The 23251-nt window shown below is 60.3% G+C and carries 24 protein-coding genes and 1 pseudogene; 9 read left to right on the forward strand and 16 right to left on the reverse strand.

What is annotated here, in order from left to right; translation table 11 throughout:
• Nucleotides 1-66 precede the first annotated feature (66 nt).
• Nucleotides 67-1257 carry a DUF1173 domain-containing protein gene (locus NKJ40_RS26370; RefSeq protein WP_352468582.1) on the forward strand — a complete coding sequence of 397 codons (1191 nt, stop codon included), beginning with the start codon at nt 67-69 and terminating at the stop codon, nt 1255-1257.
• Between the two features lie 570 nt (nt 1258-1827).
• Here NKJ40_RS26370 and NKJ40_RS26375 read toward each other — a convergent pair.
• The 3 genes from NKJ40_RS26375 to NKJ40_RS26385 form a co-directional block, all read right to left on the reverse strand.
• Complete coding sequence (locus tag NKJ40_RS26375; RefSeq protein ID WP_352468583.1) at nt 1828-2316, reverse strand: hypothetical protein; 489 nt, start codon at nt 2314-2316, stop codon at nt 1828-1830.
• A 133-nt stretch (nt 2317-2449) separates the two neighbouring features.
• Complete coding sequence (locus tag NKJ40_RS26380; RefSeq protein ID WP_352468584.1) at nt 2450-2602, reverse strand: hypothetical protein; 153 nt, start codon at nt 2600-2602, stop codon at nt 2450-2452.
• On the reverse strand, nt 2599-2952 hold the full coding sequence (locus NKJ40_RS26385; RefSeq protein ID WP_352468585.1) for a DUF1419 domain-containing protein: 354 nt from the start codon (nt 2950-2952) through the stop codon (nt 2599-2601). Before NKJ40_RS26385 ends, NKJ40_RS26380 begins: the two co-directional genes overlap by 4 nt.
• Before the next feature lie 151 nt (nt 2953-3103).
• Here NKJ40_RS26385 and NKJ40_RS26390 point away from each other — a divergent pair, with 151 nt between their 5' ends.
• Nucleotides 3104-3319 carry a hypothetical protein gene (locus NKJ40_RS26390; RefSeq protein WP_352468586.1) on the forward strand — a complete coding sequence of 72 codons (216 nt, stop codon included), beginning with the start codon at nt 3104-3106 and terminating at the stop codon, nt 3317-3319.
• A 269-nt stretch (nt 3320-3588) separates the two neighbouring features.
• On the opposite strand, the gene NKJ40_RS26395 is transcribed toward NKJ40_RS26390, so the two are convergent.
• Together NKJ40_RS26395 and NKJ40_RS26400 are read right to left on the reverse strand one after the other, a co-directional pair.
• Nucleotides 3589-4065: a UCP036055 family protein gene (locus NKJ40_RS26395; RefSeq protein ID WP_352468587.1), complete on the reverse strand. Its 477-nt coding sequence runs from the start codon at nt 4063-4065 to the stop codon at nt 3589-3591.
• Between the two features lie 73 nt (nt 4066-4138).
• A complete protein-coding gene (locus NKJ40_RS26400) occupies nt 4139-6289 on the reverse strand; it encodes a ParB/RepB/Spo0J family partition protein (protein ID WP_352468588.1) in 2151 nt (716 codons plus the stop codon).
• A gap of 188 nt (nt 6290-6477) precedes the next feature.
• On the opposite strand from NKJ40_RS26400, the gene NKJ40_RS26405 reads away from it, so the two are divergent.
• The 3 genes and pseudogenes from NKJ40_RS26405 to NKJ40_RS26415 all read left to right on the forward strand — a co-directional run bounded on the left by NKJ40_RS26405 (nt 6478) and on the right by NKJ40_RS26415 (nt 7630).
• Entirely contained in the window at nt 6478-7098 is a 621-nt protein-coding gene (locus tag NKJ40_RS26405) for a DUF433 domain-containing protein (RefSeq protein ID WP_352468589.1), read from the forward strand.
• A pseudogene (locus tag NKJ40_RS26410) lies at nt 7095-7229 on the forward strand (DUF5615 family PIN-like protein); the annotation flags it as partial. The gene NKJ40_RS26405 and the pseudogene NKJ40_RS26410, both read left to right, overlap by 4 nt.
• 17 nt (nt 7230-7246) lie before the next feature.
• Nucleotides 7247-7630, forward strand: a complete 384-nt coding sequence (locus tag NKJ40_RS26415; RefSeq protein WP_352468595.1) for a hypothetical protein — start codon at nt 7247-7249, stop codon at nt 7628-7630.
• Between the two features lie 390 nt (nt 7631-8020).
• Here the strand turns inward: NKJ40_RS26415 and NKJ40_RS26420 are convergent, their stop codons facing one another.
• From NKJ40_RS26420 to NKJ40_RS26430, 3 genes are all read right to left on the reverse strand, one after another.
• Entirely contained in the window at nt 8021-9217 is a 1197-nt protein-coding gene (locus NKJ40_RS26420) for a DUF932 domain-containing protein (RefSeq protein ID WP_352468590.1), read from the reverse strand.
• A 131-nt stretch (nt 9218-9348) separates the two neighbouring features.
• Nucleotides 9349-9621, reverse strand: a complete 273-nt coding sequence (locus NKJ40_RS26425) for a CoA-binding protein (protein WP_031195148.1) — start codon at nt 9619-9621, stop codon at nt 9349-9351.
• 778 nt (nt 9622-10399) lie between these two features.
• Nucleotides 10400-11284: a LysR family transcriptional regulator gene (locus NKJ40_RS26430; protein ID WP_352468593.1), complete on the reverse strand. Its 885-nt coding sequence runs from the start codon at nt 11282-11284 to the stop codon at nt 10400-10402.
• Nucleotides 11285-11419: 135 nt separating this feature from the next.
• On the opposite strand from NKJ40_RS26430, the gene NKJ40_RS26435 reads away from it, so the two are divergent.
• The gene (locus NKJ40_RS26435; protein WP_031195147.1) at nt 11420-12331 is read left to right on the forward strand and encodes a DMT family transporter; all 912 of its coding nucleotides are present in this window, start codon (nt 11420-11422) and stop codon (nt 12329-12331) included.
• A 282-nt stretch (nt 12332-12613) separates the two neighbouring features.
• On the opposite strand, the gene NKJ40_RS26440 is transcribed toward NKJ40_RS26435, so the two are convergent.
• The 8 genes from NKJ40_RS26440 to NKJ40_RS26475 all read right to left on the reverse strand — a co-directional run bounded on the left by NKJ40_RS26440 (nt 12614) and on the right by NKJ40_RS26475 (nt 20004).
• Entirely contained in the window at nt 12614-13207 is a 594-nt protein-coding gene (locus NKJ40_RS26440) for a Sua5/YciO/YrdC/YwlC family protein (protein WP_352468591.1), read from the reverse strand.
• Complete coding sequence (locus NKJ40_RS26445; protein ID WP_023722460.1) at nt 13188-13538, reverse strand: recombinase family protein; 351 nt, start codon at nt 13536-13538, stop codon at nt 13188-13190. The genes NKJ40_RS26440 and NKJ40_RS26445 overlap by 20 nt, the downstream gene beginning before the upstream one ends.
• Nucleotides 13539-13797: 259 nt before the next feature.
• On the reverse strand, nt 13798-14505 hold the full coding sequence (locus NKJ40_RS26450; RefSeq protein WP_023722459.1) for a DUF1906 domain-containing protein: 708 nt from the start codon (nt 14503-14505) through the stop codon (nt 13798-13800).
• A gap of 160 nt (nt 14506-14665) precedes the next feature.
• On the reverse strand, nt 14666-15280 hold the full coding sequence (locus NKJ40_RS26455; protein WP_051409769.1) for a hypothetical protein: 615 nt from the start codon (nt 15278-15280) through the stop codon (nt 14666-14668).
• Between the two features lie 175 nt (nt 15281-15455).
• Entirely contained in the window at nt 15456-16331 is an 876-nt protein-coding gene (locus tag NKJ40_RS26460) for an Evf family palmitoylated virulence factor (RefSeq protein WP_031195141.1), read from the reverse strand.
• Nucleotides 16332-16470: 139 nt separating this feature from the next.
• Nucleotides 16471-17166 carry a helix-turn-helix domain-containing protein gene (locus NKJ40_RS26465; protein WP_031195139.1) on the reverse strand — a complete coding sequence of 232 codons (696 nt, stop codon included), beginning with the start codon at nt 17164-17166 and terminating at the stop codon, nt 16471-16473.
• Nucleotides 17167-17456: 290 nt separating this feature from the next.
• The gene (locus NKJ40_RS26470) at nt 17457-18389 is read right to left on the reverse strand and encodes a LysR family transcriptional regulator (protein ID WP_352468594.1); all 933 of its coding nucleotides are present in this window, start codon (nt 18387-18389) and stop codon (nt 17457-17459) included.
• A gap of 235 nt (nt 18390-18624) precedes the next feature.
• A complete protein-coding gene (locus NKJ40_RS26475) occupies nt 18625-20004 on the reverse strand; it encodes an alpha,alpha-trehalose-phosphate synthase (UDP-forming) (protein WP_031195136.1) in 1380 nt (459 codons plus the stop codon).
• 569 nt (nt 20005-20573) lie between these two features.
• On the opposite strand from NKJ40_RS26475, the gene NKJ40_RS26480 reads away from it, so the two are divergent.
• From NKJ40_RS26480 to NKJ40_RS26490, 3 genes are all read left to right on the forward strand, one after another.
• The gene (locus tag NKJ40_RS26480) at nt 20574-21293 is read left to right on the forward strand and encodes a winged helix-turn-helix domain-containing protein (RefSeq protein ID WP_352451776.1); all 720 of its coding nucleotides are present in this window, start codon (nt 20574-20576) and stop codon (nt 21291-21293) included.
• A 176-nt stretch (nt 21294-21469) separates the two neighbouring features.
• The gene (locus NKJ40_RS26485; protein ID WP_023722452.1) at nt 21470-21694 is read left to right on the forward strand and encodes a hypothetical protein; all 225 of its coding nucleotides are present in this window, start codon (nt 21470-21472) and stop codon (nt 21692-21694) included.
• A 757-nt stretch (nt 21695-22451) separates the two neighbouring features.
• Nucleotides 22452-22802 (forward strand): hypothetical protein, encoded by a 351-nt coding sequence (locus NKJ40_RS26490; protein WP_023722451.1) that lies wholly within the window; start codon nt 22452-22454, stop codon nt 22800-22802.
• Nucleotides 22803-23251 lie beyond the last annotated feature (449 nt).

The following is a 23251-nucleotide window of genomic DNA, read 5'->3' on the forward strand; positions in this document are numbered from 1 at the left end:
CTCTGCGCAAACCCATGACTTGATGCGCGCACAGGGATGCGGCGGCGACCTGGAGCTGCGGAGGTGATGCGACGGTTCAGAATTGGCAGTGAGGTCTACGAGGAGGCAGCGCCTGACCTGCAGGCGGCGCTGGCGAACGCCTATGCCCGCACCGAGCGTCCGCTATGCCTGTGCCGCGAGCCGGGCTGCCCGATGTACATCGCCCGCATCGGCGACCTTCACCTGATCAAGCGCATGCCGCTGAGCGGCGGCGGGCATGATCCATCCTGTGATTCATATGAATCGCCTTACGAGCTGTCCGGCCTGGGCGCCTTGATGGGCAGCGCGATACAGCTCGATCCGCAAAGCGGCTTGGCGGCTTTGAAACTCGATTTCAGCCTGTCGAAGACGGGGAGCCGGGCAGCGTCCGCGCCTGCTGGCCAGAGCTCCGCCAGTGTAGCCGCCGACCCCAGGAGGATGTCGCTGCGTGGCCTCCTCCATTATCTGTGGCACGAGGCCGAATTGACGGTCTGGACATCCCGATGGGCTGGCAAGCGACATTGGTGGAATGTCCGCTGGCATCTGCTCGAGGCTGCCGGGCAAATGACGGTGAGGGGCGGGCCGCTCGCGGATATCCTGTTCGTGCCCGAGCCATTTCGCGCCGAGAACAAGGAAGCGATCGAGCAGCGTCGCAATGCGGTTCTTGCACCTGCGCTCCCGCCGAAATCCGGCCCACGAAAGCTGCTGGTCCTGGTCGGCGAGGTGAAAGAGATTGTTCCTGCCCGCTCCGGTCAGAAACTCGTCATCAGGCACCTGCCCGGTTTTCCCTTCATCATCGACGATGCATTACATCGGCGTTTGCCGGTACGTTTCGAGAAAGAATTGTCGCTGTGGGGAGCAGATTCCAGCTCACATCTGATAGTGATCGCGACCTTCGGATTGAACCCGGCCGGTCTCGCCATTGTCGAGGAGGTCGCGTTGATGGTGGTGTCCGAGAACTGGATTCCTTACGAGACGGTTCCGGAGAAGCGGCTGGTCGACGCGCTCGCCCGCCTTCGCGAGAAGAGCGTGAAGGGATTGCGCTACGACCTGCAAACCGACCAGCCGATCGCCAACGCTTTGCTCCAGAACAGGCAGCAGCCGATCGCGCTCTTTGTCGTCCCCGCCGGTGCGGACGAAACATTCGAGGCTTCGTTGCAGGATATGGTCGCGAACCGGCCGGAGATGGGTGCGTGGACCTGGCGGGTCGGTGACGGGGAGATGCCGGCCCTTCCATAGGCTGGGAACGACATCTCAGATTTCCATCAATGCCGTGAATCGATTGGCGGCCATCGATTCAGACATGCGTTGGACAAGGATCCCCGTTGTCTTGGACCATGACGGTATGGTGAGGGGTGACCAGCGATCGTCTTTTTCGGTGACCATGCTGTGGGTTTGCGAAGATCCGCGGCGTAAGCACAGTGGGCGCCTGATCGTTGTCAGCGTTGAACTCGGCATGCCATTCGAGCTGTCCGAACCCCGCGTTGCATCGGCGAGCGAGACGCTGGAGAGTTGGCTTTCGCATCGGCGTCCGTCCAGGGCGGCACCGCGGTCGATGGTTGCGTTGGGTGGACGATAGGCCTTGGCCAGCGTAGATGTGACCCGATCCCGCAACGGACCGATTCCCATCCGAAGGTGGTGCAATAAATGAAGCGGCAGAGCCGACCCTTCATCGTCGAGGTGAAGAAGAAGCGTGGCGAATCCGCGCGGCAGCGTTCGATCTAGGGAAATCTCGATCTCGCTGCGATCGACGCGGAAACGGCGCGGGAGCTGACGAAGATCAAGTCGGATGTTAGCTGTTATGGCGAGTCATCCGGCGGGTCGCGGCGTTCTTCGATAATCGCCCTGGCCTTCTCGACTGCCGCGATCGCCTTCGGCAGCCAGCGCTCGAACTCTACTTTGGAAAGGCCCATCGGCTGGGATGGTTCTGGATCGCGGAGGTTGGGACGGTCGGGCACGGCTGAGGACGAAGACCTCGTCCGTGTTGGCCTCGAACAGCATTAGGATGCGGTCGCCGATGGCGACACATTCGTTGATCCAGCGACGATCGGAATCGCGGTACCTTGTAGTTCGATCGGGCGGCACATAGACAATCGTGAAGTGTGACAGCGTCTCGCCCGTCGGCGCCGCATAGAAGTGCTCTTCCACCTCGATGACGACCCCGCCGGTGCTGTAGGAGGTGGCGACCGTGTCGCCGGGACGTACGAGATCGGCGACCGTTAGCGCTCCTGGGGGCGTGCGCCGGTATTGGCGGCGATCTGGGGCACCGGGGCTTGCGGTGTAGGTCGAGTACGCCATAGGTGTCCTTGCCGGCCCCTGGCGGGTGTTTACGGGGGGTCCGCATCGTTGTCTCCTCCCCTCCTGGCGCCTCGTGCGCGAGTTGCCGGCAAGCGGCTGTCGATCTCGTCGTCCGACAGGTCTTCGAGCAGTTTCAGGATCGTTCGTGGCCACCGTTGTTGACGAGAACGACGCGTTTGCCACGGTGGTCCGCGGGCCAGGTGTGGGGATTGATCTCGCCGGCGATCCCCCTGAAGTCGGGATGCGTCGCGTTCCAGATCGCCTCGAGCTTTTCCGCGCGGGTCATGCTGTCGCTCGCGCCGGTCTCGTGGGCGATGATTGCGGCGCGCATCTTGTATCCGGGGATTGCCGATCCGTGAGGTCGCAAAAGCCATGAAAACAGCGTTCGCGGCCCCGGATCCGGATCGCGAAGAATACGCTGGTCACGTTGCCGGCCTTGAACTCCGACATGCCGAACATGCCGGTGCGCTTGAAGAGCGGCGGCAGCAAATCGAGCATGAAATGGTATTCTGACGCGGTGATCTGGAACCACTCGCCTGAATAGGGAGTGCCGGAAAGCAGATCGATGCCGGGAGTATCTTTGTGTCGGCTGAACAGTTGGAACATCTGCTCGCGGGTGGCGACGCCGTCGAGCACCTTCCTGAAGGGTGGATGTGCGGTCATGGGGTTCTCCTGAACGCGGGTCGGCCGCGCGCGGCATGAACCGCGTCGTCGCAAGTGCTTGGTGATGTTGTGGCTGTCGACTGGCCGAGCCTGCGGCCAGCGTGTGCACCGGCGATGATGGGGTTTGCAGGGTTCAGGCGGCGCGTCGTTCGGAGGAAGGCGAAGCGTCTCGACCAACCCCGGTGATGGCACGGACGGCGGCGGCGAGCGCCGGGATATCGTCGAGCATGCCGAGCGCGACGAAGTGGTTGGCCCCGCCGGTATAGTCCTTGCGGTCCTTGCAGGTGCGGATCAGGATGCCGGACCTGAGGACAAACCGAACTGGCCGACCTGGATGTAGGCGCGGTGATGGTGCAGGGTAATTTCACCGGAAACGGCTATGCCCGCCTTGTTCGAGCGCAGGTCGAAGCTTCCTGCGGCAGGGCAAGTTCGTTAGCGAGTTTCTTCAGCCGTGAACGGGCTGTCGTGTGAAAACGTCTCTTCTGCTGCTCGTCATATGAGCAGATTCTGTTCCAGTCGATAATATCTATCTCAATGAAATGTAACAGGCCCGGGATCACTCGCTCTATCCCGGGCCTGTGGTCGGAGTGGTTCTATGGGGTGAGGCGATCAGGCGGCCGCGCGGCCCTCAATGACGTCGGCGCCGACCTCATCGGCGGAGACCTCTTCGAGATAGGCTCGGCTGTACGAATTGCTGGCGAGCCAGCGTTCGGCCGCCTCGCGATCCTTGGCGGGATAGAGCAGTTCCGGGCTGTCCCCGAGTTCCTGCAGGACGCGGACCATGCCGATCATGGAACGCTCCATGACCTCGAAACGCAGGTCGCTTTCAACGGACCATGTGCGCCTGACCGAGACGACGATGATGCCGCCCTGCCCGAAATCACCCTCATGCAGGGTGAAGTAAGCCGGCGAGCTATAGGTCGCGCGCTCGCGCGGCGGTTCCTTCCTGACCAAACGACCGACGCCGTTGCGGCTCTCCCAGGCGGCGAGCTTTTTGGTGAAGCGAGCCGGCGGTTTCGCGGTGCCGGAGCGGTACCGGATAACGCTCCCCAGAGGAGCGGATTCGTACACGATATGTGCGGACATGCGGGTTTCTCCATGTCGGAAAACGAAAAAGGGCCCGGCGGGAGTGCCGGGCCCGGTGCGAGCGTGAGGCCGATTATTTAGCGGCCTGGAGGTGATCCGCCTCGCCGCCGTCGATGGTCACCGGCTCATCGGAGGACGGATCCGCATCGTCGGCGAGGTAGGCCGGCAGCTCGGTGGCATCGCCGTCGAGAGCCGCCTCGTCCGACATGTCGCCGGCGATCGCATCGCCAGAATCGGTAGCAACTTCATCGACCTCAACGCGCAGCGGCTCGGGCAGCCAGTTCGACCGTTCGAGAAGACGCGCGGCCTCACGCGCCATGATGTCCTTCTGCATGTGGTCGATCAGCTGCGCGGAGTCTGCGCCACGAGCTTCACGGACAGCCTGTAGAATCCGCGCCTTGGTGAGCCGCCCGAGGAACTCGACCGTAGGCGTCCAGCCGGCGTTGACCATGTCGAACTGGAGCGAGCGGCCAAGCATGTCTGCATGCTCGAGCGCCTTCGGTCGCCTGTTCCAGGGTTCGACCACCGCATTGAGGGTCAGCGAGACGCAATGCGCGAACAGCGCCTTGCGGCTTGCTTCGTCGAGGCCGAACAGGAAGTCCCACAGGCCTTCCGCCTCATCGGGCAAATCGCGGTCCCAGGCTTCGTGCCGCTCGGCGATCTCCTTGGCCCAGGATGTCTCGGCAAGACCGTCGACCTGGCTGAAGCTGCCGCTCTTCAGGCTGATCTCCAGGCACGTGTCCGGCGCGAAGCGATAGAAGACCTGCAGGACGAAGGCATGGAGTGCGGCGATGATGGCGATGTCGACGTCACCGGCGAGCGCGTTGCGCAGTGCCAGCGTGCGCTGCGCGGTCAGGTCGAAGACGAGCCGATCGGGCAGTGGCTTGATGTCATCATCCTCGCCGTCGGCGCCAGAGGTGTCGTTCACCGGCTCGCCGTTGACGACAACACCATCGCCATCGTCGTCGCCATTGGATCGCGTTCCGCCGGCGGCGCCCCCTTCCTCGCCCACATCGACGGCGCCGGTTTCGGTCCGCGGCTCGTCCTCGGACCGCACGAAACCGGCGTCGACCTGGAGTTTGCCGTTCGCGGCAAGCGTAACGAACACACCGGCAATGGCCTTCTGGGCGGGATCGTAGGTTTGAGGACGATCATCGATCGCATCGAGCTCGGCACCCAGCTGGTCGAGCTTCGCCTCGATTGCTTCGTCGGCATCCTCGGCCTGGGCATAGTCCACATCCAGCTTGTCGTATTCGGCCTTCAGCGCGTCGTAGCGTTCGATCTCCTCGGCGCTGAGCTCCTGCGCCTCGGCGTAGATGCGCCGCATCCCGGAGGTGTGGCCATAGGGAAAGCTGATCGCCGCATCCACCCATTTCCAGCCTTCGGCGCGGATCGCCTCGGCATCCACCTTCAGCCTGTCGAAGACAAGCTGCTCGAGAAGTGCGGCATCCTGGAACCAGCCGCCGGAATCCTGCTCGAAGAGATCGCGAAGGATGACCCCGCCGGCAGCCTCATAAGCTTCGGCGCCGACATAGACGGCACGGCGATCATCGGCGCGAACGGTGGTCTCCGTCAGCAGACGCCTGATGTAATACGGTTCCTGCGTGTGCGAGCTGGAGATCCGCTCCCAGACCTGCTCCTGGCGCGCATGATCGTCGGAGATCGAAAACGCCATGATCTGTTCGAGCCGGATTTCGTCCTTCTCATAGAGGTCGAGAAGTTTCGGCGACACAGAGGCGAGCCTGAGGCGCTGTTTCACCGTCGCCGGCGACACGAAGAAGCGGGCGCCGATCTCGTCCGGATCGAGACCGTGATCGCTTAGCGTCTTGAAGGCACGAAACTGGTCCAGCGGATGCAGATCGGCGCGCCGCAGGTTTTCAGCAAGCGAGTCCTCTTCGGCCGAGGTCTCCTGCCCGCGGTTGACGATGCAGGGGATTGGCTCATCCTTGGCCAGGCGCTTTTGCTTGATGAGGATACCGAGCGCGAGATAGCGACGACCGCCGGCCGGCACCTCAAACGTGCCGGTCTCCTCGCCCTCGCCGTCGAGCATCGGACGGACGTTCAGGCTCTGGATGAGCTTTCGCCGCCCGATGTCATCAGCCAGCTGCTCGATAGACACGCCGTCCTTGATGCGCCGGACATTCTTCTGCGACAGCCTGAGCTTGTCATAGGGAATGTTCTCCGCGGCGTTCATCGCGATCTTCTGAATGGCGTTCTTTGCCATGGTCAGGTTCTCCATGACGGGCGGCCGGGGCCTCTCCCCGAACCTCCAAGCCCGTCAGGAAACCTCCCCGCCCCCTCTGCCTCCCGTCGGGCGTCTGGCACGGACGCCGCCGGCTGCCGCAAAGCTTCGCTGGACTGCGGAAGGCAGAATGGCTATATATCTTCCACGAATGTGGAAGGATTATTGTCATGCCGGGGTTTAGCAGCGAAGTGCTCACCGTCAATGAGGCGGCGGCGGTAACGCAGGTGCCGCTCAAGCAGGTGCATCGCATCATCGATGCCGGATTGCTGCGCGGCCGTGTCGAGACACGCCGCGGCAGCCGCGTCATCATCGGAGCGGGTCTCGTCGGCCTACGCCTCGCCTGGCTGACGGCGGAGACGCTGACGCCTGCCGCGCGGCGGCGGATCGTCGAGCACGCCATTGCCGATGATGCTGCGCCCGTGGTCGCGGACGATCCACTTAAGGTCGACCTGAAGCCGATTGCCGCCGGGGTAAGGACCGGCCTCAGCCGGCTGAGGAAAGCCAAGGCCATGGTGGCGCGCGATCCAGCGGTACTTGGCGGTCAGCCGGCCTTTATGGGAACACGCGTGCTTGTTCATGACGTTGCCGACATGCTCGCCAATGGCGATACGCCCGGGACGATCCGTGCCGCCTATCCGCAACTGACTCTCGACCAGATCGGGCTCGCGGCCGACTATGCGCTCGCCTATCCGCGGCGTGGCCGTCCGCCGGTCAAGCCGGCGTGGCGCAGCACGGCGGCGAAGTCGACACGCACGATCCGTCTCGACGATCTGCCGGCCGTTTCGTGAAATTCCTGATCGACGAATGCTTGAGCCCAGAGCTTGCGAAACTGGCGCGCGAACGGGGTTTTCCCGAGTCGAGCCATGTGCGCTGGCTGGGCCTCGCCGGCGCCAAGGACCATATGGTGACCCGGCGCGCGGTCGCGTCGCGCTCGACATGCTCGACGACATTCCGCCGCTCGCCGCCGCCTCCGCGCCATCACTGGGGTTGGTCGAGACGGTTCGCGTTCCTCCGAACGGCGCGCCGCCTGAACCCTGCAAAAGCCATCACCGCCGGTGCACGCACCGGCCGCAGGGCGGCTATGTGCTCGTCACGCACAACACGACCGACTTTCGCGGCCTCTATCGCCGCGAGGAGCTGCATGTCGGGCTGGTCGCCTTCAACACCGCCCCTGGCCTGATGAGCCTCGATCTCCAGCACAGGCTCTTTCATCTCGCCCTTTCCGAGCTCGGTGGGGAGGAGGCATGGAACGAAGTGCTGGAGATTACCGTGGATGTCGCGCGTACCATCACCATCGAACGGTTCAACCTCCCCGACTGACGGACCTCCGCGTTCGTTTCCTGCAATCGGGCTGCCAGAAGCCGCCGCTCGCAAACGAAAAAGCCCGCCGCGGGAGGAGGTGCGGCGGGCTTGATTTGGACGACAGCATTCGGGAGGAATAAATGCCGTCCCTGGTCGCCAAGGTCGGGAGGAGGTGACCCGGACGAAACTCGATATCGACAGACTACTCCCTTCCGCGCAGCCGAGAAACATTAATTGTGCATAGCAGCATTGCGATTTTGTGCGGCGCACACTTAGACTGAGAGATGTGTTTGCCAGACCGGCAGCGCAGGCCGTGTGCTGCGCCCCGCAGCGATGCACATGTTCGAAACTGGCGGCATCAGCAGCCCGGTGACGTTACCTACTCCCGCCGCGCGCAGCATTGCAGTATCATGCTGCCAGATCGAGAAGCTTCTTGGCCTTGCCCTCCATCTCCAGGCGAACATCCTGATGCGGCTTGTCGCGCGCCACCCGTGTAATGCCCTGCACGAAGTCGAAAATCGAGGCGGGCGGGTGCCCTTCCTCCGAAAGCACGGCATCGATGATCTTCGTCGTCTCCGCCTTGGAGAAGCCGCGCTTGCGCAGGAAGCTCTGGCGATCTTCGTCGTCCCGAGCGACGACACGCTCCCGCGAAGCCTTGATGCCATTGACGAACGGCATGGGCGAAGACTCCGCGAACTGGATCAGCGCTGGCTCGGCTTCCAGGGCAAAACGCGAGGCGGCATATTTGGAATGCCGGATAATGATTTCCTGGAAATCCTGCACGCCCCAGAGGCAACGATTCTGGCACACTGCACGTAGATAGAAGCTGGCGATTCCAAGCGTGCGGGCGCCGACCTCCGAGTTCCAGCAATAAAACCCCCTGAAAAAGACGTCGGGCGAGCCATCGGGCAGCTTGCCGGCTTCGATCGGATTCAGGTCGTCGACGAGGAAGACAAAGACATCACGGTCGGACGCATAGATCGTCGTCGTGGCATTGGAAATGTCGACATTCGGATTGTAGATTCCCGTTGACCAGTCGAGCACGCCAGGAATCTTCCAGCGGGTGTCGCCGGTACCGTTGCCGGCGATTTTTTGGACGGCCGCGATCAGCTCTTCATCGAAAATCCTGCCATAGTCCGGACCTGTAACCGCTCGCAGCTCGAGGCGTCCGTTCTCGATTTCCAGCGTCTTCACCTGCTCGGCGCGGCGGTTGAGGAGACCGTGCTGAAGGTTGATCGCCGCGAGCGGGGCCGGAAGCTGGCGCAGATAGGTGGCCGGTGCACCTACCAGGCTGGCGAGTTGGCCAAAACTCCAATGCGTGGGGGCAACTGGGGCAGGCGCATCGGGCAGCATTAACCTCAGGCGCTCCGGATCGTCGCGGCTCGCCTCGACGCGGATCAGCTCACTCTCGACGATGCGGGTCTTGCTGCGCTCCGACCGGGCCTTCACCGAATTCCGAAGGTCGGTGAGCGACAGGTATCGCTCATCCGCCGGCCGGTTGAACCATTCTGACGACACGCGGCCGATGCGCTGACCGCGGCTGACGTCGACCTTGTAACCGGCACGCTCGTTGCGGGTGGGCGTGTGAATTTCCATCTGTGTCATGGTTGGAGCTCCTCGGCGGGCGCCGGGAGACTCTCTCCCGGACCTTCACCCGCCACCGCAGCCCACCCACGCTCTTCCTCTGTCGGCATCCGCGCGCCACCAGAAGCGTCGGCATTGCCGAAGCGGCCGCGTTAGGGGCCGACACCAAGCACCGCCAGATCCGGCGCCTCGTCAACGTCCGCGAAGGCGGCGAAGCATGGCCTCCCCAGGATTTCGGTCTGACGCGGATCGATGAACTGGATGCGCCCCGAATATCCGGCGCTGACGACGGACTGGGCCAGCCGCAAGCCGAATGAGCCTTCCCTGCCGGACACCCCGGCAACCACCATGGAGCGGGTGTCCAGCATCGGTGCCAGACGGTGCTGTCCAAGTAGACCCGCGCGCGTTGTGGTTACCGCGTCCATGGCTACTTCCCCTTGAACTCGGAATTGCGCTTTTCCGAAAAGGCGACGGCACCTTCGTTGAAGTCATCGGAGCGGAGCATGCGCTCGTAGTGCTGTAAGCCGCTTTTGCCCACCCATGCCTTGTGGCTTGCCTCATGCGCCGCCTCGACCGAGAGGTGTGCGGTGGCCCGAATGAATTGAAGGTCCGGTCATGATCGTTACCATGGACCGTCCACGACGGATGCCATCGATACGGCCGTCAGCACGATGGTGACACGGATGTCCTGAGGCACGGCACTCCCTTTCTCCCGCAGCCGGAGGCTGGCGCTTCATTAAACGAGCTCATTCTGGCGGCTTGACCGCCGCACCGGGTTTTGTTGTGATTACCCCACTGTAAGGGCAACCCAAAGAAAGCATGCCAGGGTTGATGACAAGACGTGGTTCGACTGGAAGCAATGGTTCCAGCACTTCGGGGTAAACGTGTCGGAAGGGGCTGCCGGGTCCTGTGTTCGACAACCACCTCATGATGAGGCAGGCTGCCTTGGCTGGCAGCGGAATAGCGTTGGGTCGGATTGGCACGGCGAGCGAACAGGTACGCCGCGGCCAACCGGTTGAGCTCCTGCCTGGGGAAGATCAACGCCCCGGTAACGTCTATCTTGTTTCGCTCAAAGAAACGCCGTGGAACAAAGCTGCCGCGCTTTTTGCAAACTGGCTCATGTCCATGCCTGGTCCGGCTTTCGATCCAGTTAGACATTCCACGACACGGAACAATGCGACCGTAGGACTTGAGAAGTTCTAGTTATCGCCCAACGGCAAACGCTGAAAAGTCGAAGGTATTCACATAATCGCGGAATGCGGCCTGCGCCTTGGACTGGTTCTTCAGGTTGGGAAAGATCAGCATCATTTCATAGGGTGGAATTTCCCAGCCCGGGAGCAACTCCACAAGGCGGCCGACCGCCACGGACGGCTGGCACACGTAAGCGGGAAGGAGTGCGACCCCGCCGCCCGCGATGCAGGATTGCAGCAGGAACCCCATAGAATCCGAGGTCGCAGCCGGCGGAGGCCGCAGGACGATCGGTGTGTCGTCTGACGAGAACACCCATTCGGGCTGCGCATCATGCACCAGGCAGCGGCGATCTAGAAGATCGGTCGGTTCCTGAAGAGGACTGCCAGCCGCCAGATAGGCTGGAGCGGCGACGAGAACCCGTTTAATCGAGGAGACACGCCGCACGATCAGGTCCTGACCTGTGGTCGTGCCAACGCGAGAAGCGAAATCAACCCGCTCGCGGATGACGTCGAGATGCCGGTTTGTGGCGATCAGTTCGACGGCGATGCGGGGAAACTGCGTGGTAAATCCGTGCAGGAAGGTCGGCATGAAATAGGTGGCAGTTACCTCTGGGCAGGTGATCTTCAGCGTCCCGACAGGCTGTTCCTTGAGATTGGTCAACGCCATGTCCGCGGCCGAGACCTCAGCGCGAACGCGGCGGCAGTATTCGAGATAGACCTGGCCGCTGCCGGTGAGGCTTACGTGCCGGGTGGAGCGATTGAGAAGCCGCAGCCCCAGACGTGCTTCAAGCTGGGCGATGCGCTGGCTGACAGTGGATTTGGGCATCCCGATCCGCCCCCCGGCGCGAGTAAATCTGCCCGTTTCGGCGACTTCGGCCAGAAGGATCATGTCGTCCACGCTGTACAAAGCGACGCATCCTCTCTCGTGTCGTTGCTCATTGTACAATAACACGGACAAAATTTCCGTATGATCGGAATTGTTGGAACGTTCTTGGCTCGGTAGCCTCGGCACCCGAAGCAGGGAACGCGAAAAATGTCGATCAGTCAGACGGCCCCCAAGGCGGACAGGGTGGGCATCGCCATTGCGGCGATGGTTTTCACGGACCTGACGCTTTCCATCGCGGATGCGATCATCAAGGTCACGATCTCGGACATGCCGCTGTCGCAGTTCATTTTCCTGCGGTCCTGCGTCACGCTGCCCTTGTTGATCTCGATCCTGAAATGGCGCTTTCCGCAGGTGTCGTTGCGCCCAGCCTATCCTGGCTGGGCCATCGTGCGAAGCAGCCTGCTTCTGTCGAGCCTGCTGATCTATTACGCTTCGCTACCGCGCCTCGATTTCTCGATGGCGGCGGCGGTCTATTACACGATCCCGCTGTTCATTACCCTTTTTGCGGCCTTCTGGATCAGGGAACCTGTCGGGATGCAAGGTTGGGTCGGAGTCGCCCTCGGCTTCATCGGTGTGCTGCTCATGCAGAAGCCGCAGGCCGGCGACCTTGGCATCCATGCCGTGATGCCGCTGGTTTCTGCAATTCTCTACGCTCTGGCGATGGTGCTGACGCGCACCAAGAGCCGTGGCGAAAACCCCTTCGTTTTGGCGCTGATCTTCAACCTGATAGCGATCGTTCTCGGGGGCAGCGCTAGCTTGGCGACCGTGATGGCAGGGAGCGAGGGTGGACAAAGCCTGTTCATGGGCGCGTGGATTCCAATGTGCTGGACCCAATGCGCGCTGATCGGGCTTTTGAGCATGACGATGCTGATCGGCAGCGTCGGCACGGCCATCGCCTACCAGTTGGGACCATCCTCGATCATCTCGACTTGGGACTTTTCATATCTAGCCTTCGCTGTGCTATGGGGCGTCGTGCTGTTCTCGGAACGTCTGGATGCGGCTTCCATGCTCGGTATCATTCTCATCGCACTGGCCGGGATTATCGTCATCCGGCGTTAGCGGCGATATATTGGAGCACCGAGGCCGGATGATGGCTTCGGGCTCTTTGCTACTGTCGCAAAACTGCTTGACCTTCGCACGCTGCAAAAGTCTGCGATTCAATTTTGCCAAACTTGGGAAAATTGAGACATTCGGCATCAGGAGATGACAACGATCTCCCTTGAGACAGGTTGAGCGTGACGATTTGGAAAGACCCGTGGGGGGAAGACGTTCGGCCCCGCGTACGTTCGACGACTGCGCAGGAAGCGGCCAATGATGATTAGCACCTGGCCGAAACCCTCATCACCATCGCCGGCAGAGTAACATCAGCTGGGTCGAACGGTAGCCCGGATTCCGGTCGGCCACAATGAGGTCCGGCTTCGTGTCGAACAGGCTTCGATACAGCCCCAACGCCTGCCTCCACGCGTTCTGGTTCTTCAGCTCGTCGAGGTCGCCGAGATGCTGCGACAGCAGCGCGTTGCCGTCGCCCGCCAGGCAGAACGCGGCCTTTAGGTCGCCGCCCGCAGCCAGCGCCCTGACCGGGCCATCGAAGCCCGCCGGCAGCGCCAGCGGCTCCGGCGCGAAGCCGCGCGCGCGCCGCAACACCGAAATGCCGTGCCCGTCGAATCGCACCACGCTGTCGTCGAGCCGGTTGACAATCTCGCGGTCGTGCATCAGCCAGAAGTCGGCGATCCCGGCAAGCTCCTGCCGCGCCTCGTCATTGTCCGTGCATTGCGGCTCGCCCGAGCGATTGCCGGAGGTCATCACCACCGGACCGTCCAGCGCCCGCAGCAAGAGATGATGCAACGGCGTGTAGGGCAGCATGAAACCGAGCCGCTCGTGCTGCGGCGCCACGCCCGCCGCAACGCCGCAGCTGTCACGGCGCTTCACCAGCACGATCGGCGCCGCTCGGTTCCGGCACTGGCCGGCTTGTCGTCGTGTCGATCGCTTCTGTCAGCGAGCGGAAACCGGCGCTGGTGGCTTCGATCCGCTCCATGATCGTGAGAACGTCCTTGAGTGAGCGAGACAGACGGTCGAGCTTCCAGACGACGACAGTGTCGCTCTCCCTCAAATGATCAAGCATCCTGTGCAATTCCGGCCGCTCCCAGCGACCGCCGGAGGCCTCCTCCTTGAGGATACGCTTGCACCCGGCATCGGCGAGCGCCCTGGCCTGCGCCGTGTTCGACTGGTCGTCGCCTCTGCTCACGCGGGCGTAGCCGATCAGCACTCTGGTTCCTTTCGCAAACGGTCGTTTATGGAAGGCCGAGGGTGTCCACGAGAATACAGGTGCGGAGCCTTTCATAATCCTCTTTCATTATGGCGCCGTAAGGCAAGCGGTTTGTGAAGGGATGAACGATGCCGGGATATCGATGACGAAGACGCAGCGGGAGAAGCTTCCGGTGCAGCCTGACAAGGCGTGGGCGCGCCTTGTACCGTTCGTGAGGAATCGACCATGCGAAAGCTCTTGGCCGGCCGGGAGCGAAGATTTAGCGCTCCTCGCGCAGCAACTTTGAACAACGCAGACGTTCGTTCGCGTCGCGAGAGGGGAGAGTACCTGCCGGCCCAAATTGACCAAAGTTTTCAAGGGCCGGATTGACGACATTTCCATCGTATCCGAAGCCCCCGATCTCGGAACGCTTTTCCATAAACTTTTGGAAAAGCGACCAATCCCCCTGCTTGAGCGCTTGTCTCGTTCCGGACCATCCCAACGAGCCAGAGAGCCATATATGGTCCACCAGCCCCTGGCGCTTCATGTGGTGTCCGACCGTGCCCGATCCGTAAACGCCAACGAGATAACGGCCAGCCAACGCATTCCGCACACTCCTGAAGTAGGGTGCTACCCCTGCAAGATGCTGTGGTGTGTGGTAGTCCCAATCGACTGCAAAATAGATTCCGGAGCCTTCGGGCTGTCCCAACGCGGCGGCCAGATCAAGCGCACGACCGGAGTCTCGCTCTCCAGCCGCACCATGCAAGTCTCTGATATTGCCGCCCGCGCCACCCCGCTGCTCGAAGGCCACAGCTACCGATATTCCAGCACCATGAAGGGCGGCGAGTTCCTCCCCTGTCAGACATTTTGAGGGAAATGGTGTACTATTCCGATGGTTGTAGTACCGGATTACTGTATTGACGCCAGATTCTGCCAAGCACACAGCAAAATCGCCGACGTTCTGCGGGACGTCGATAATATCGTGCATAGTCCGTCTCCCCGAAGGCCGAAATTATATGGAAAATGCGCAGTTTATACGGTCACCTCGCCCTCCCACGCTATTTCTTCGCGCAGCCTTTTGATGTCATTTCCCGCAGCCACCAACGCGGCGCAGACGCAATCAGCTATTCCTCTGTTTGCCCTTGGGTCTACTGCAGAATGTCGCTACGTCTCTGACTGTGGGACCGCCGGCTGGAGAACAAGCGCAGGTAGTACGGTGAGTCGCTCGGCGAGCTGAAACGGCCGAAAACCTGCGCGATAGTGGATTGCGTTTGCTTGTTTGACAGGTTCAGCGATGCGGAGCGCAATATCGAGGTGATGGCGAGACTGTCAGCGCTTCCAACTTCGACCACGGCAAGGCAGGTTAAAGATAGACGGGATTCCGCGGAGTCGGATTGATCTAGGACGAGGCAATTGAACGCCGTCGGTTCGCCGTGTTTGCTCAGATAGCTACGGATTGCCTTTGCCAGACCGACGCCAGCTTCATTGCCGTCGGCAGCATTCGCGCAAATTGACGCAAAGGCACTGGGCAATTCCGCCACGTCCATCGTGCGGTTTAGCGTTCTTGAAGTCGTGGCGGTTTCCACCTGATTCGGTACCATTTGCGCGGCATTCTGCCATGCTCGAGAATCCAGAGCCCGGGTTTGGTCTTCGAATAGTTTCTGGACCATGGCAGAGCAAATCCTCTCCGCCTCGAGCGGTTGGCTGCTCTGCGGGCCGATCACCAGGAAAAGGCCCGCAGCTGTTTTTGCGAATGGGTTCATGTCTGCTTCCCTATGGAAGCGGGACCGGAGTTCGCCGGCACCGGGGGCGCGATAGAGCATCGGTAGTTCGCAAGGGCTTACCGGACCGCTCTATCGCATCCATGATGCGGGCGACGTTCGCCCAAATCCACGCTATTGGTTAGGTGCGCTGCTTTCGCGATCAAAGGCCTGACGATCAGACCTGCGGCTTGATGTCTTGTTGCGGCGTCGAGCCACCGTTGAAAAAGTTCTTGGCCTTCTTGAACTGGTCGGTGGAGTTCTTATTCACAAGCTCCTGGAAGTTTTCGTGATCGGGGCCGCCTTTGCGGATCCGACGGGTCTGAACGAGATTGGTGACCTCGGCATAGTCCATGTCGACGCGGACGTAGTGGGTCGACGAACAAGAGGATTTCAGCTCGAGGAAGTGCTCTTTGAACTCGATCTGCCGCAGAACGATTGCTCCGTAGTCGTAATATCCGCCTGCCCCATTATCGAGAAGGTAGCTCTGATAGGTGCATGTCAGCGCCTTGTATCGCTGCGCCTTGCCGTTTGCACTGAAGGTGAGATTCCCCATTTCTGTAAGGAAGGACTGGAAATCCAGCAGCAACGATGCCCCGTCGGTAATGATCGCCTTGGCAATCAGCGAGAGGAAAGTAGCTGAGACCGACGTCCCGGCCACCTTTTTTGAAAAACTCTTCAGTTTTTGCCCGCCCATAGAGAGATCTGGAATGTTGCCAACAACATCGGTCCATGTGTTGATATCAAGCTTCTGTGCATCGATGTTCGCATAATGGGTATGCATGTAGTCGTTAATAATTCCTCCTATTGCCAGTAGATTGTCCTGATTCTCATTGAGGGTGCCGCTGTACGTCGGATCTTCGGTTTTTTGGCCGATGAGGTGAAACTGCACTGTCCCTTGAGCGTTGGCGATCGTGTCGTCACTGGGGGGCGCAGCATCTAACTGGGCCAAAACAAGGGGCTTGGCGTAGAAAAATGCGGACGCCGCCTCATAGTGTTCTTTGGAATAGCGCTGTTCATGCTCTTGAACATTCACTGAAAATGCGTTCGACATGCTTTATCCTCCTGCTGTGAGACATGAGCGTTGGTGCGAGAGCTTAAGGTGCCCAAAGCGCGGAAACGCCTCGGAGATGAGATGATCTTTGCGTGCCCGCGTCGCCTTATACCAATTCGCTCCGGCCCCCACCTTTGCGTTAGGCAGGCTTTTCTCTGCGCCGTATCATTTTGCGATAGCGCAGTGGCGAGAGGCCATGAAACGCCTTGAAGGCTGTGGAGAAGTTGTTGCTGTTCTCGTAGCTGAAGGATTCGGCGACCTTGCCGATGCTTTCATGCCCGTTACGCAACCGGTCAGCAGCCTCCGTCATCCGGTAGCGCCGTAGCCAAGTCATTGGCCCGCAGCCAAACGATGTCTCGAAGCGGGTGGTGAGCGTTGTCCTGTTGGTCCCCACCATTCGCGCCAATTCGACGAGGGTGATCTGCTGATCGACCCGCTGCGCCAGCAGACTGCATGAATTCTGAACGATCGGATCGGCTGAGAAGAAAGGCGGGGTAGAACGCTGCGCGAACTGAACGATGCAGGCGGTAAGTCTGCGCAGAACTTCCTGCTCGGTGAGCGGCCACAACAGGTAATCGGAATACCCGTTGGAGAAGACCGCTTGTCGATCCAGGCTCTCTTCCAGCACCAGAGCCAGTTTGACAGGTTCGGGCGAGAGCTTCGCACGCCCGTGCTTGTCGTGAATCGGTTCGCGACAATCGACGATGACGATCTGCGCGGAGCGCCCTGCCCGCAATAAACGGTGATCAAGGATATCGATCTGCCTCAGAGAACTCGCGATTAGTGCCAAGGACTTGCATGCTTCGGGGTCCGAGCCAAGATATGCTGCCAGCATGCAGGCACCTCACAGACACCATGGGAAGCTGGCCTGTGGAAGGCTTGGCGCGGCCGAATGGCGGTCGAAGAGAGGCGGTTTTTGGCCTGTATATAGATGGCTGGGCGTATGATACCTTCTCGTCTGGCCCTGTTGCCTCGCTTCAAATTGTCGAAACCGGCACGGTTTCAATGCGCTGGCACAGCAGAGCCAGCTTCCCCTCCCAACGGGCGAGCAGGGCAATAAACTTTTTCCGTCATATCCTGACGATAGCCCCGGATTCGGATCACGTTTCTTGCCTAGGCGACTCATCAGTCACTTGCCTTCCCAGTTGGGATATTTTGCTCTGTTCCCGCCGCCGCGGCGACGGCGATCTCGTGGCGCAGCCAACGATGCTCCGGGTCGCGATGGGAACGCTCGTGCCAAATCAGCGCGACTTCATAGGGTGTCAATTGCACAGGCGGATCCATAATCGCTAGCGGCAGCAAGGCGGCGATCCTGGTCGCGACGCGGCGTGGTACAATCAACAGCAGATCGGTCGCCGCGATCGCCAACGCGGCCGTCAAGATGTTGGAAACCAACACCGGATCGCGACCCTGGAGATCTAACTTGACCAGTTCGTCATGCACCCGGCCGAAGCCGTCTTTGGAGTCCAAGGCAATGGCTGCGTGGCGCAAGGCCGCGAAGCTCTCGATTGTCCATTCCCGCGCCAGGGCTGGATGGTCGTGGCGCAGCAGGCAGGCAAACCGGTCGGAGTAGAGGCTGCGCCTCAAGTATCCGGGCGGCGAGGCGCTAATCTGCCCTATAGCCAAATCGATCTCGCCTAGCTCAAGCCGCCGCATCGCGCCGGAGAGAAGCGGATCGATGACGACGTCCAGATGAGGCGCGTGCTGGCGCAGCCGGGGCAGGAGCCGCGGCAGCAGGACCAGTCCTTGATGATCGGGCATCGCCATTATCGCCTTCGATCGCCAATTGGCTTGGGCAAGACTGCCGTTCACTATCCCGCGGATCGCATCCAGCACCGGCGGCAGCATTCGGCTCAAGCGTTGGGCCTGCGGGGTCGGAACCAGGCCCATGGAGCCGCGAACCAAAAGATCGTCGTTGAAAATGCCACGCAGCCTCCTCAACGCTCGGCTCATCGAGGGCTGGCTCAAGCCCACGTGTCGAGCCGCATGCGTGACGTTGCGGTGTTCCAGCAGCGCTTCGAGAGCAAACAGCAAGTTCAGGTCAATCGACGCCAGCATTTGCCGCTGCCGTGTGGCGCGAGGTTCCGCGACAAACGGCTGCGCCCGCTTTTTTGAAGTTTCGCGACTGCAAGCGAGCTCATCCACGGCCTTCTCCTCTTGTCTTAGTAAGCGGTGTGCTCGCGCTAAGCGTCAGCACATTCGGCATCGCTCAGCGAGGCCGAAATGCTGCCTGATTCACTTGGTCGCGGTCAGCCTCATGCTGGCGAAGCTAGGCCCAGGAACGCGGCAAAGCTCAGCGCTGATCCAGGCCTAACAGAAAGTCGTCGCACCAGCGATAGACGTTGTATTCGCGGAGCCGGCCGATCATCGCACGCCAACGATCGATCCGCTCATCTAACTGCATGTCCAGGGCTTCTTCGATGGCCCTCGCCGTCGCTTCCGGATCGTAGGGATTGACGAGGATCGCTCCGCCTAGCTCTCTGGCTGCGCCGGCAAAACGCGAAAGCACGAGAACACCTGGATTCTGTGGGTCCTGTGCGGCGACATATTCCTTAGCTACAAGGTTCATGCCGTCGCGGAGCGGCGTGACCAGGCCGACGCGTGCCATGCGGTATAGACCGGCGAGCTCGCTGGGTCCAACGGACCGGTTGATGTAGTGAACGGGCATCCAATCGATCGTTCCGAGTTCGCCATCAACGCGCCCCACCCGCTCGGCGACGTCCTTTTGCATCGCCAGATATGCCGGTATTTCCGTGCGGGATTTCGGTGTGATCTGCAGCAGTTGCGTCTTGCCGATGCGGTGGTCGTTGCTCCGCAGGAAGCGGTCAAACGCGACGATGCGCTTCTCGATGCCCTTCGAATAGTCGAGGCGGTCGACGCCGATCGCGACTTTACAACCGGGAATCCTCTGAGAGGGCTCCTGCAGAGTCTCGCTGCGCGCCGCCTGCTCGGCCAGTCGTTCGAACTCGGCCGTGTCGATGCCGATCGGAAAAACGCCGCAGCGAAACACACGTCCATAGGCTTGGCACACACCGTTTGTGATGGGGTCCGGTAACCCCTGACGGCGCAAGCATTCGGCGAAGTTACTAAGATCGTCATCGGTATGAAAGCCGACGAGGTCATAGCACGAAAGCCCGCGTAGCAAATCATCATAGTGCGGTACGGTGAAGAGGATGTCCGCCGCCGGCCACGGAATGTGCAGGAAGAAGCCGATCTTATTGCCGCAGCCGAGGTTCCGCAGTTCTTTCGCAAGCGGGATCAGGTGATAGTCGTGCACCCATATGACGTCGTCGTCGCTGATGAGCGGCTGCAACAGCTTTGCAAACAGTCGGTTGACGCGCTGATATCCGGACATTCGTGCTTCGGAATACTCGGCGAGGTCGACTCGGCAGTGGAAAACCGGCCAAAGAACCCGGTTGGCAAAGCCGTAGTAATAGTCGTCCAAATCTGTCTGCGAGAGATCGGTAAGCGCATAATTGATCCCGCCGGCCTCCCGGCGTGAGATCGGCCCTGACGGGTCCTCCCCGGCTTTCACCTTCCCCGACCAGCCCATCCATAGGCCGTGCCTTCGCCGGAGCGCAGCGCTCAGCGCAATCGCCATCCCGCCTGGCGGCGGGGAACCATGCTCGTCGGGCAGCGAAACCCTGTTTGAGACTACGACCAGTCTACTCATCTCCACTCTCCTGCTCTCGGACATCCCGCCGTTCATGAAAGCTCCGCCCCCTGAGCGATCTGCACAATAAGACATGCAAGTTCAAAAGAAAGGATAGCATGGGTCTAGAAAGGAGATTGGAATTAGATAAAAGGTTGGGCATCAGGAGTTTCCTGTAGACAGTGGAATTAACATCAAGGCGAGTTCTGCGTCTGATCAATAAATCTCGACGAATCCATACGAATGTCAACTTTTCAGCGATTTAAATTGAAACAAAGCTGAACTGAATTGGAGCCGCCGGGAGAGGAAGTTGGGTGCAAAAGCGCTCCAGTGATGGTGCCAGAGGACCGGAGCGATACGAATCTCAGCGGGGATAAACCCGGTCTGCCGAACGAGTGGTCGCAGAGGACGGACAATCCATCAAAAACTAGCAGGCTTTGGGGGCACTGTTGCGCAGCAGGAACTCCGCATAGGACCTATTTGTCTGCGCTATTCCGCAATACGCCTGATGAAGATTGTCCCACCTGCTGAGCGTCACTAATTTGACTACCGTCCCCGGCAGCCCAAGCTGCAGTCAATAGGAAGTGACCATGAAGAACATTCTCATCGTCGGTCAGGACGCGTTGACGAGAGAACCGCTTATGGGCTTCTTGTCTAAGCATGAGTTTAACATCAGAGCGGTCGAAAACCGCCAGCAGGCCGCCAGCAATATGGCTTCTGAAGCGATTGATCTAGCAATTGTCGACCTGAGCTACGGCCGAGAGGACGGTTTGCAGTTCGTTCGAGATTTTGGTGCCAAGAGGGATCTTCCGATCATCATCATCAGCGGTGACTTCGTAGATGAGGCCGACAAGGTGATTGGCCTCGAAACCGGCGCTCGCGACTACATTACTATGCCCTTCGGGCTTACGGAGTTCCGCGCCCGCGTGCGCGCCGCTATGCGCCAGCGGCCGGAGCGTGACCGAAACACCATCTACCGTTTCGATGACTGGCGAGTTAGCACCAAGCGTCGGAGCTTGCGCCGGGGAACGGATCCTGACGTCAAGCTCACCGCCGGCGAGTTCAACCTCCTGATGGCCTTTCTCAAGAACCCAGGTCGGGTCCTTTCACGTGAGCAGCTTCTGATGGCGACCCGTGTCTATGATCAGGAGGTCTACTACCGCAGCATCGATGTTCTTATCGTCCGCCTTCGCCGTAAGTTGGGGCAGGATAAGGCGCCGCGCCCGCAGTATATCCGCACCGAGCGCGGCGCGGGGTATATTTTCGACAGTGTCGTGAATATTGAGGAACTAAGGACGCGCCGTGGTTGATGGACGGCCAAGATCGCGCGGGAAGCGAACGTGACCCAGCACCACTGCAGGCGCTTCAGAATATCACGAATAGGGTCAGGCTTTGCCTTCTTAGGAATGGCCTCCAGTCACCTGGGCACCTCGTACTACCGGCGTTTCGCGGACCGGTAGGGCCGCGCTGATTTCTGCGTGGACTGATGACGGCGATCGCTTCGGAGTTGGTTGTTGAGATTGCCGATTTTGGCATCGCGGTGGCGGTTTGCGCCGCCTTCGTCGTCATGCGGGCGCAGTTCGCCCCTGGTGCCATACGGGCGGGTGAGATTGTAGGCGAGATTGGCCATGCCGATCTTGGTCTGGCCCGCCCGATGCCGATCGTGCCCACGAACAAGAACTCGCGAGCAGCGGCTGTGGCGGCGACGTAACCTTCGGCCTTGCCGATCGCTTTACCAGTCGCCTTCGCCTGTACCATCAGACCGGCATATTCGCGCGAGGCATCCAGGTCGCAAGCCAAGACGCGATTTCAAATAAGGGGCCTCTCGCGGCGCCGACAAGGTTTCGGGATTTTCCGCTCCTCGCAGGTCGGTAGTGACTGTTGCATACGTGCAACTCAAGCGCGAAGAGTTATCTCAAGGGCAACACTATTCTTGAATTCGGCGGTCAGAATGCGAGTAATCAGCCAAACTCGCCCGATCGAGTCTTCTCGCTACGGGCCACCAATCAACCTGGGACGCCCCTGTGAGTGCCGATACCATTGCTGGCGCAGTGAGCCGGGAGAGCCTCTCTTTCCCATACCTCCGCATTAAACCCGAGACCACTGTGCCAGCCCAGCGCCCTCCGCCGGCTGGCAGCAAGATGACGGCTGCCAAACGATGGGGCTCCGTGCTCTAAAGATAGAAAATGACGTTTGGCCTACTGCACACCGGGATTTTGCCTGTGATCGCTGCCACAAGCCATCGGTGGTCTTGGTGGTAACGAAACCGCATGCGTATGTTTGCCCGCTGTGTCTAGACGGCGATCCTGCCGAGCAAACTGAGCGTTTTGACTAACATTCTCGGCAAGCTTAGAAGGAGTGGTTCGCTCGATAACAACAAACCCCGAAAATACCTCGCTCATTGTCCGGGCCACGCGCTATCTGGATCGTGGAATTTCGTTTCATGAAGAAAACAGCGGCAGTTTTTAATGAGAGATGAAGTAACCGATCTTTTAACTGAGTTGGCCCTTTGGGCGAATGTGGTGATGAAATCGGAAAGGGGCGATAGAATTAAAATTTGCGCCGCCTACGACGCCGGTCTGCAGCTAATCGCTGAGCGTACTACGCCCGGGTCTCCGCCCCGACCGGGCATTGAAGCTTGCATCCTGCAGCATGAGAAACTGAAGGCTGCCGAAGACATCAGCTGCGTAGGTTGGATACTGGCCGCGATCGCCACGCGTGTTGGGGAACGAGATCTTCCGAAATGGGAGGAAGCTCAGAAGGTCATTGGCGCCACGGTTCGGTTGCTTAGTCGCTACCGTCAAACTCGCGTTCATTGAAGCCATGGCCGCGTCGGCGGAATGGCATTACAATACAATGCTGTCGAGCATTCCCTGTAGCGTTGCACGGACGATGACGCCGGTAATTTACGGCTGTATGAACTGAGTGCCTCCGTCTCCGGCTGCGTCAGAAAACAGGTAAGTCAGTCGTTGTCGGGTTGGAAAAGAGGAAGGTCGCTGGAAAAGCGCGGCCAACCCGCCTTCGCTTGCACACAGCCTGCGTTTTGCCAGCTCCTCAACCGCAACGTGCTGTCAATCTTCGTCTTGCCATGTCTTGAACGCCGAACTGTTCACGCCATTGGCGCCGCTTTGTCATCCCGTGCCCCGAAATGAGGCCGTCGTTCGAACGATATGCGCAGTTGCTTATCCGCCAGAAACCGGCGAGCCAGATCGGTGTCGCGCTTACCCACGCGTGACACCCAGTCCGAAAACAGGCGAACCGCGCGCCG

It is taken from the genome of Mesorhizobium sp. M0119, from assembly GCF_040322615.1.
Classification (GTDB): domain Bacteria; phylum Pseudomonadota; class Alphaproteobacteria; order Rhizobiales; family Rhizobiaceae; genus Mesorhizobium.

Coding starts and splice junctions, on each gene's coding strand:
- NKJ40_RS26370 (WP_352468582.1), top strand. CDS start 67: ATGCGACGGTTCAGAATTGGCAGTGAGGTCTACGAGGAGGCAGCGCCT.
- NKJ40_RS26375 (WP_352468583.1), bottom strand. CDS start 2,316: ATGGCGTACTCGACCTACACCGCAAGCCCCGGTGCCCCAGATCGCCGC.
- NKJ40_RS26380 (WP_352468584.1), bottom strand. CDS start 2,602: ATGACCCGCGCGGAAAAGCTCGAGGCGATCTGGAACGCGACGCATCCC.
- NKJ40_RS26395 (WP_352468587.1), bottom strand. CDS start 4,065: ATGTCCGCACATATCGTGTACGAATCCGCTCCTCTGGGGAGCGTTATC.
- NKJ40_RS26400 (WP_352468588.1), bottom strand. CDS start 6,289: ATGGCAAAGAACGCCATTCAGAAGATCGCGATGAACGCCGCGGAGAAC.
- NKJ40_RS26405 (WP_352468589.1), top strand. CDS start 6,478: ATGCCGGGGTTTAGCAGCGAAGTGCTCACCGTCAATGAGGCGGCGGCG.
- NKJ40_RS26415 (WP_352468595.1), top strand. CDS start 7,247: ATGCTCGACGACATTCCGCCGCTCGCCGCCGCCTCCGCGCCATCACTG.
- NKJ40_RS26420 (WP_352468590.1), bottom strand. CDS start 9,217: ATGACACAGATGGAAATTCACACGCCCACCCGCAACGAGCGTGCCGGT.
- NKJ40_RS26425 (WP_031195148.1), bottom strand. CDS start 9,621: ATGGACGCGGTAACCACAACGCGCGCGGGTCTACTTGGACAGCACCGT.
- NKJ40_RS26435 (WP_031195147.1), top strand. CDS start 11,420: ATGTCGATCAGTCAGACGGCCCCCAAGGCGGACAGGGTGGGCATCGCC.
- NKJ40_RS26450 (WP_023722459.1), bottom strand. CDS start 14,505: ATGCACGATATTATCGACGTCCCGCAGAACGTCGGCGATTTTGCTGTG.
- NKJ40_RS26455 (WP_051409769.1), bottom strand. CDS start 15,280: ATGAACCCATTCGCAAAAACAGCTGCGGGCCTTTTCCTGGTGATCGGC.
- NKJ40_RS26460 (WP_031195141.1), bottom strand. CDS start 16,331: ATGTCGAACGCATTTTCAGTGAATGTTCAAGAGCATGAACAGCGCTAT.
- NKJ40_RS26465 (WP_031195139.1), bottom strand. CDS start 17,166: ATGCTGGCAGCATATCTTGGCTCGGACCCCGAAGCATGCAAGTCCTTG.
- NKJ40_RS26470 (WP_352468594.1), bottom strand. CDS start 18,389: ATGCTGGCGTCGATTGACCTGAACTTGCTGTTTGCTCTCGAAGCGCTG.
- NKJ40_RS26475 (WP_031195136.1), bottom strand. CDS start 20,004: ATGAGTAGACTGGTCGTAGTCTCAAACAGGGTTTCGCTGCCCGACGAG.
- NKJ40_RS26480 (WP_352451776.1), top strand. CDS start 20,574: ATGAAGAACATTCTCATCGTCGGTCAGGACGCGTTGACGAGAGAACCG.
- NKJ40_RS26485 (WP_023722452.1), top strand. CDS start 21,470: ATGACGGCGATCGCTTCGGAGTTGGTTGTTGAGATTGCCGATTTTGGC.
- NKJ40_RS26490 (WP_023722451.1), top strand. CDS start 22,452: ATGAGAGATGAAGTAACCGATCTTTTAACTGAGTTGGCCCTTTGGGCG.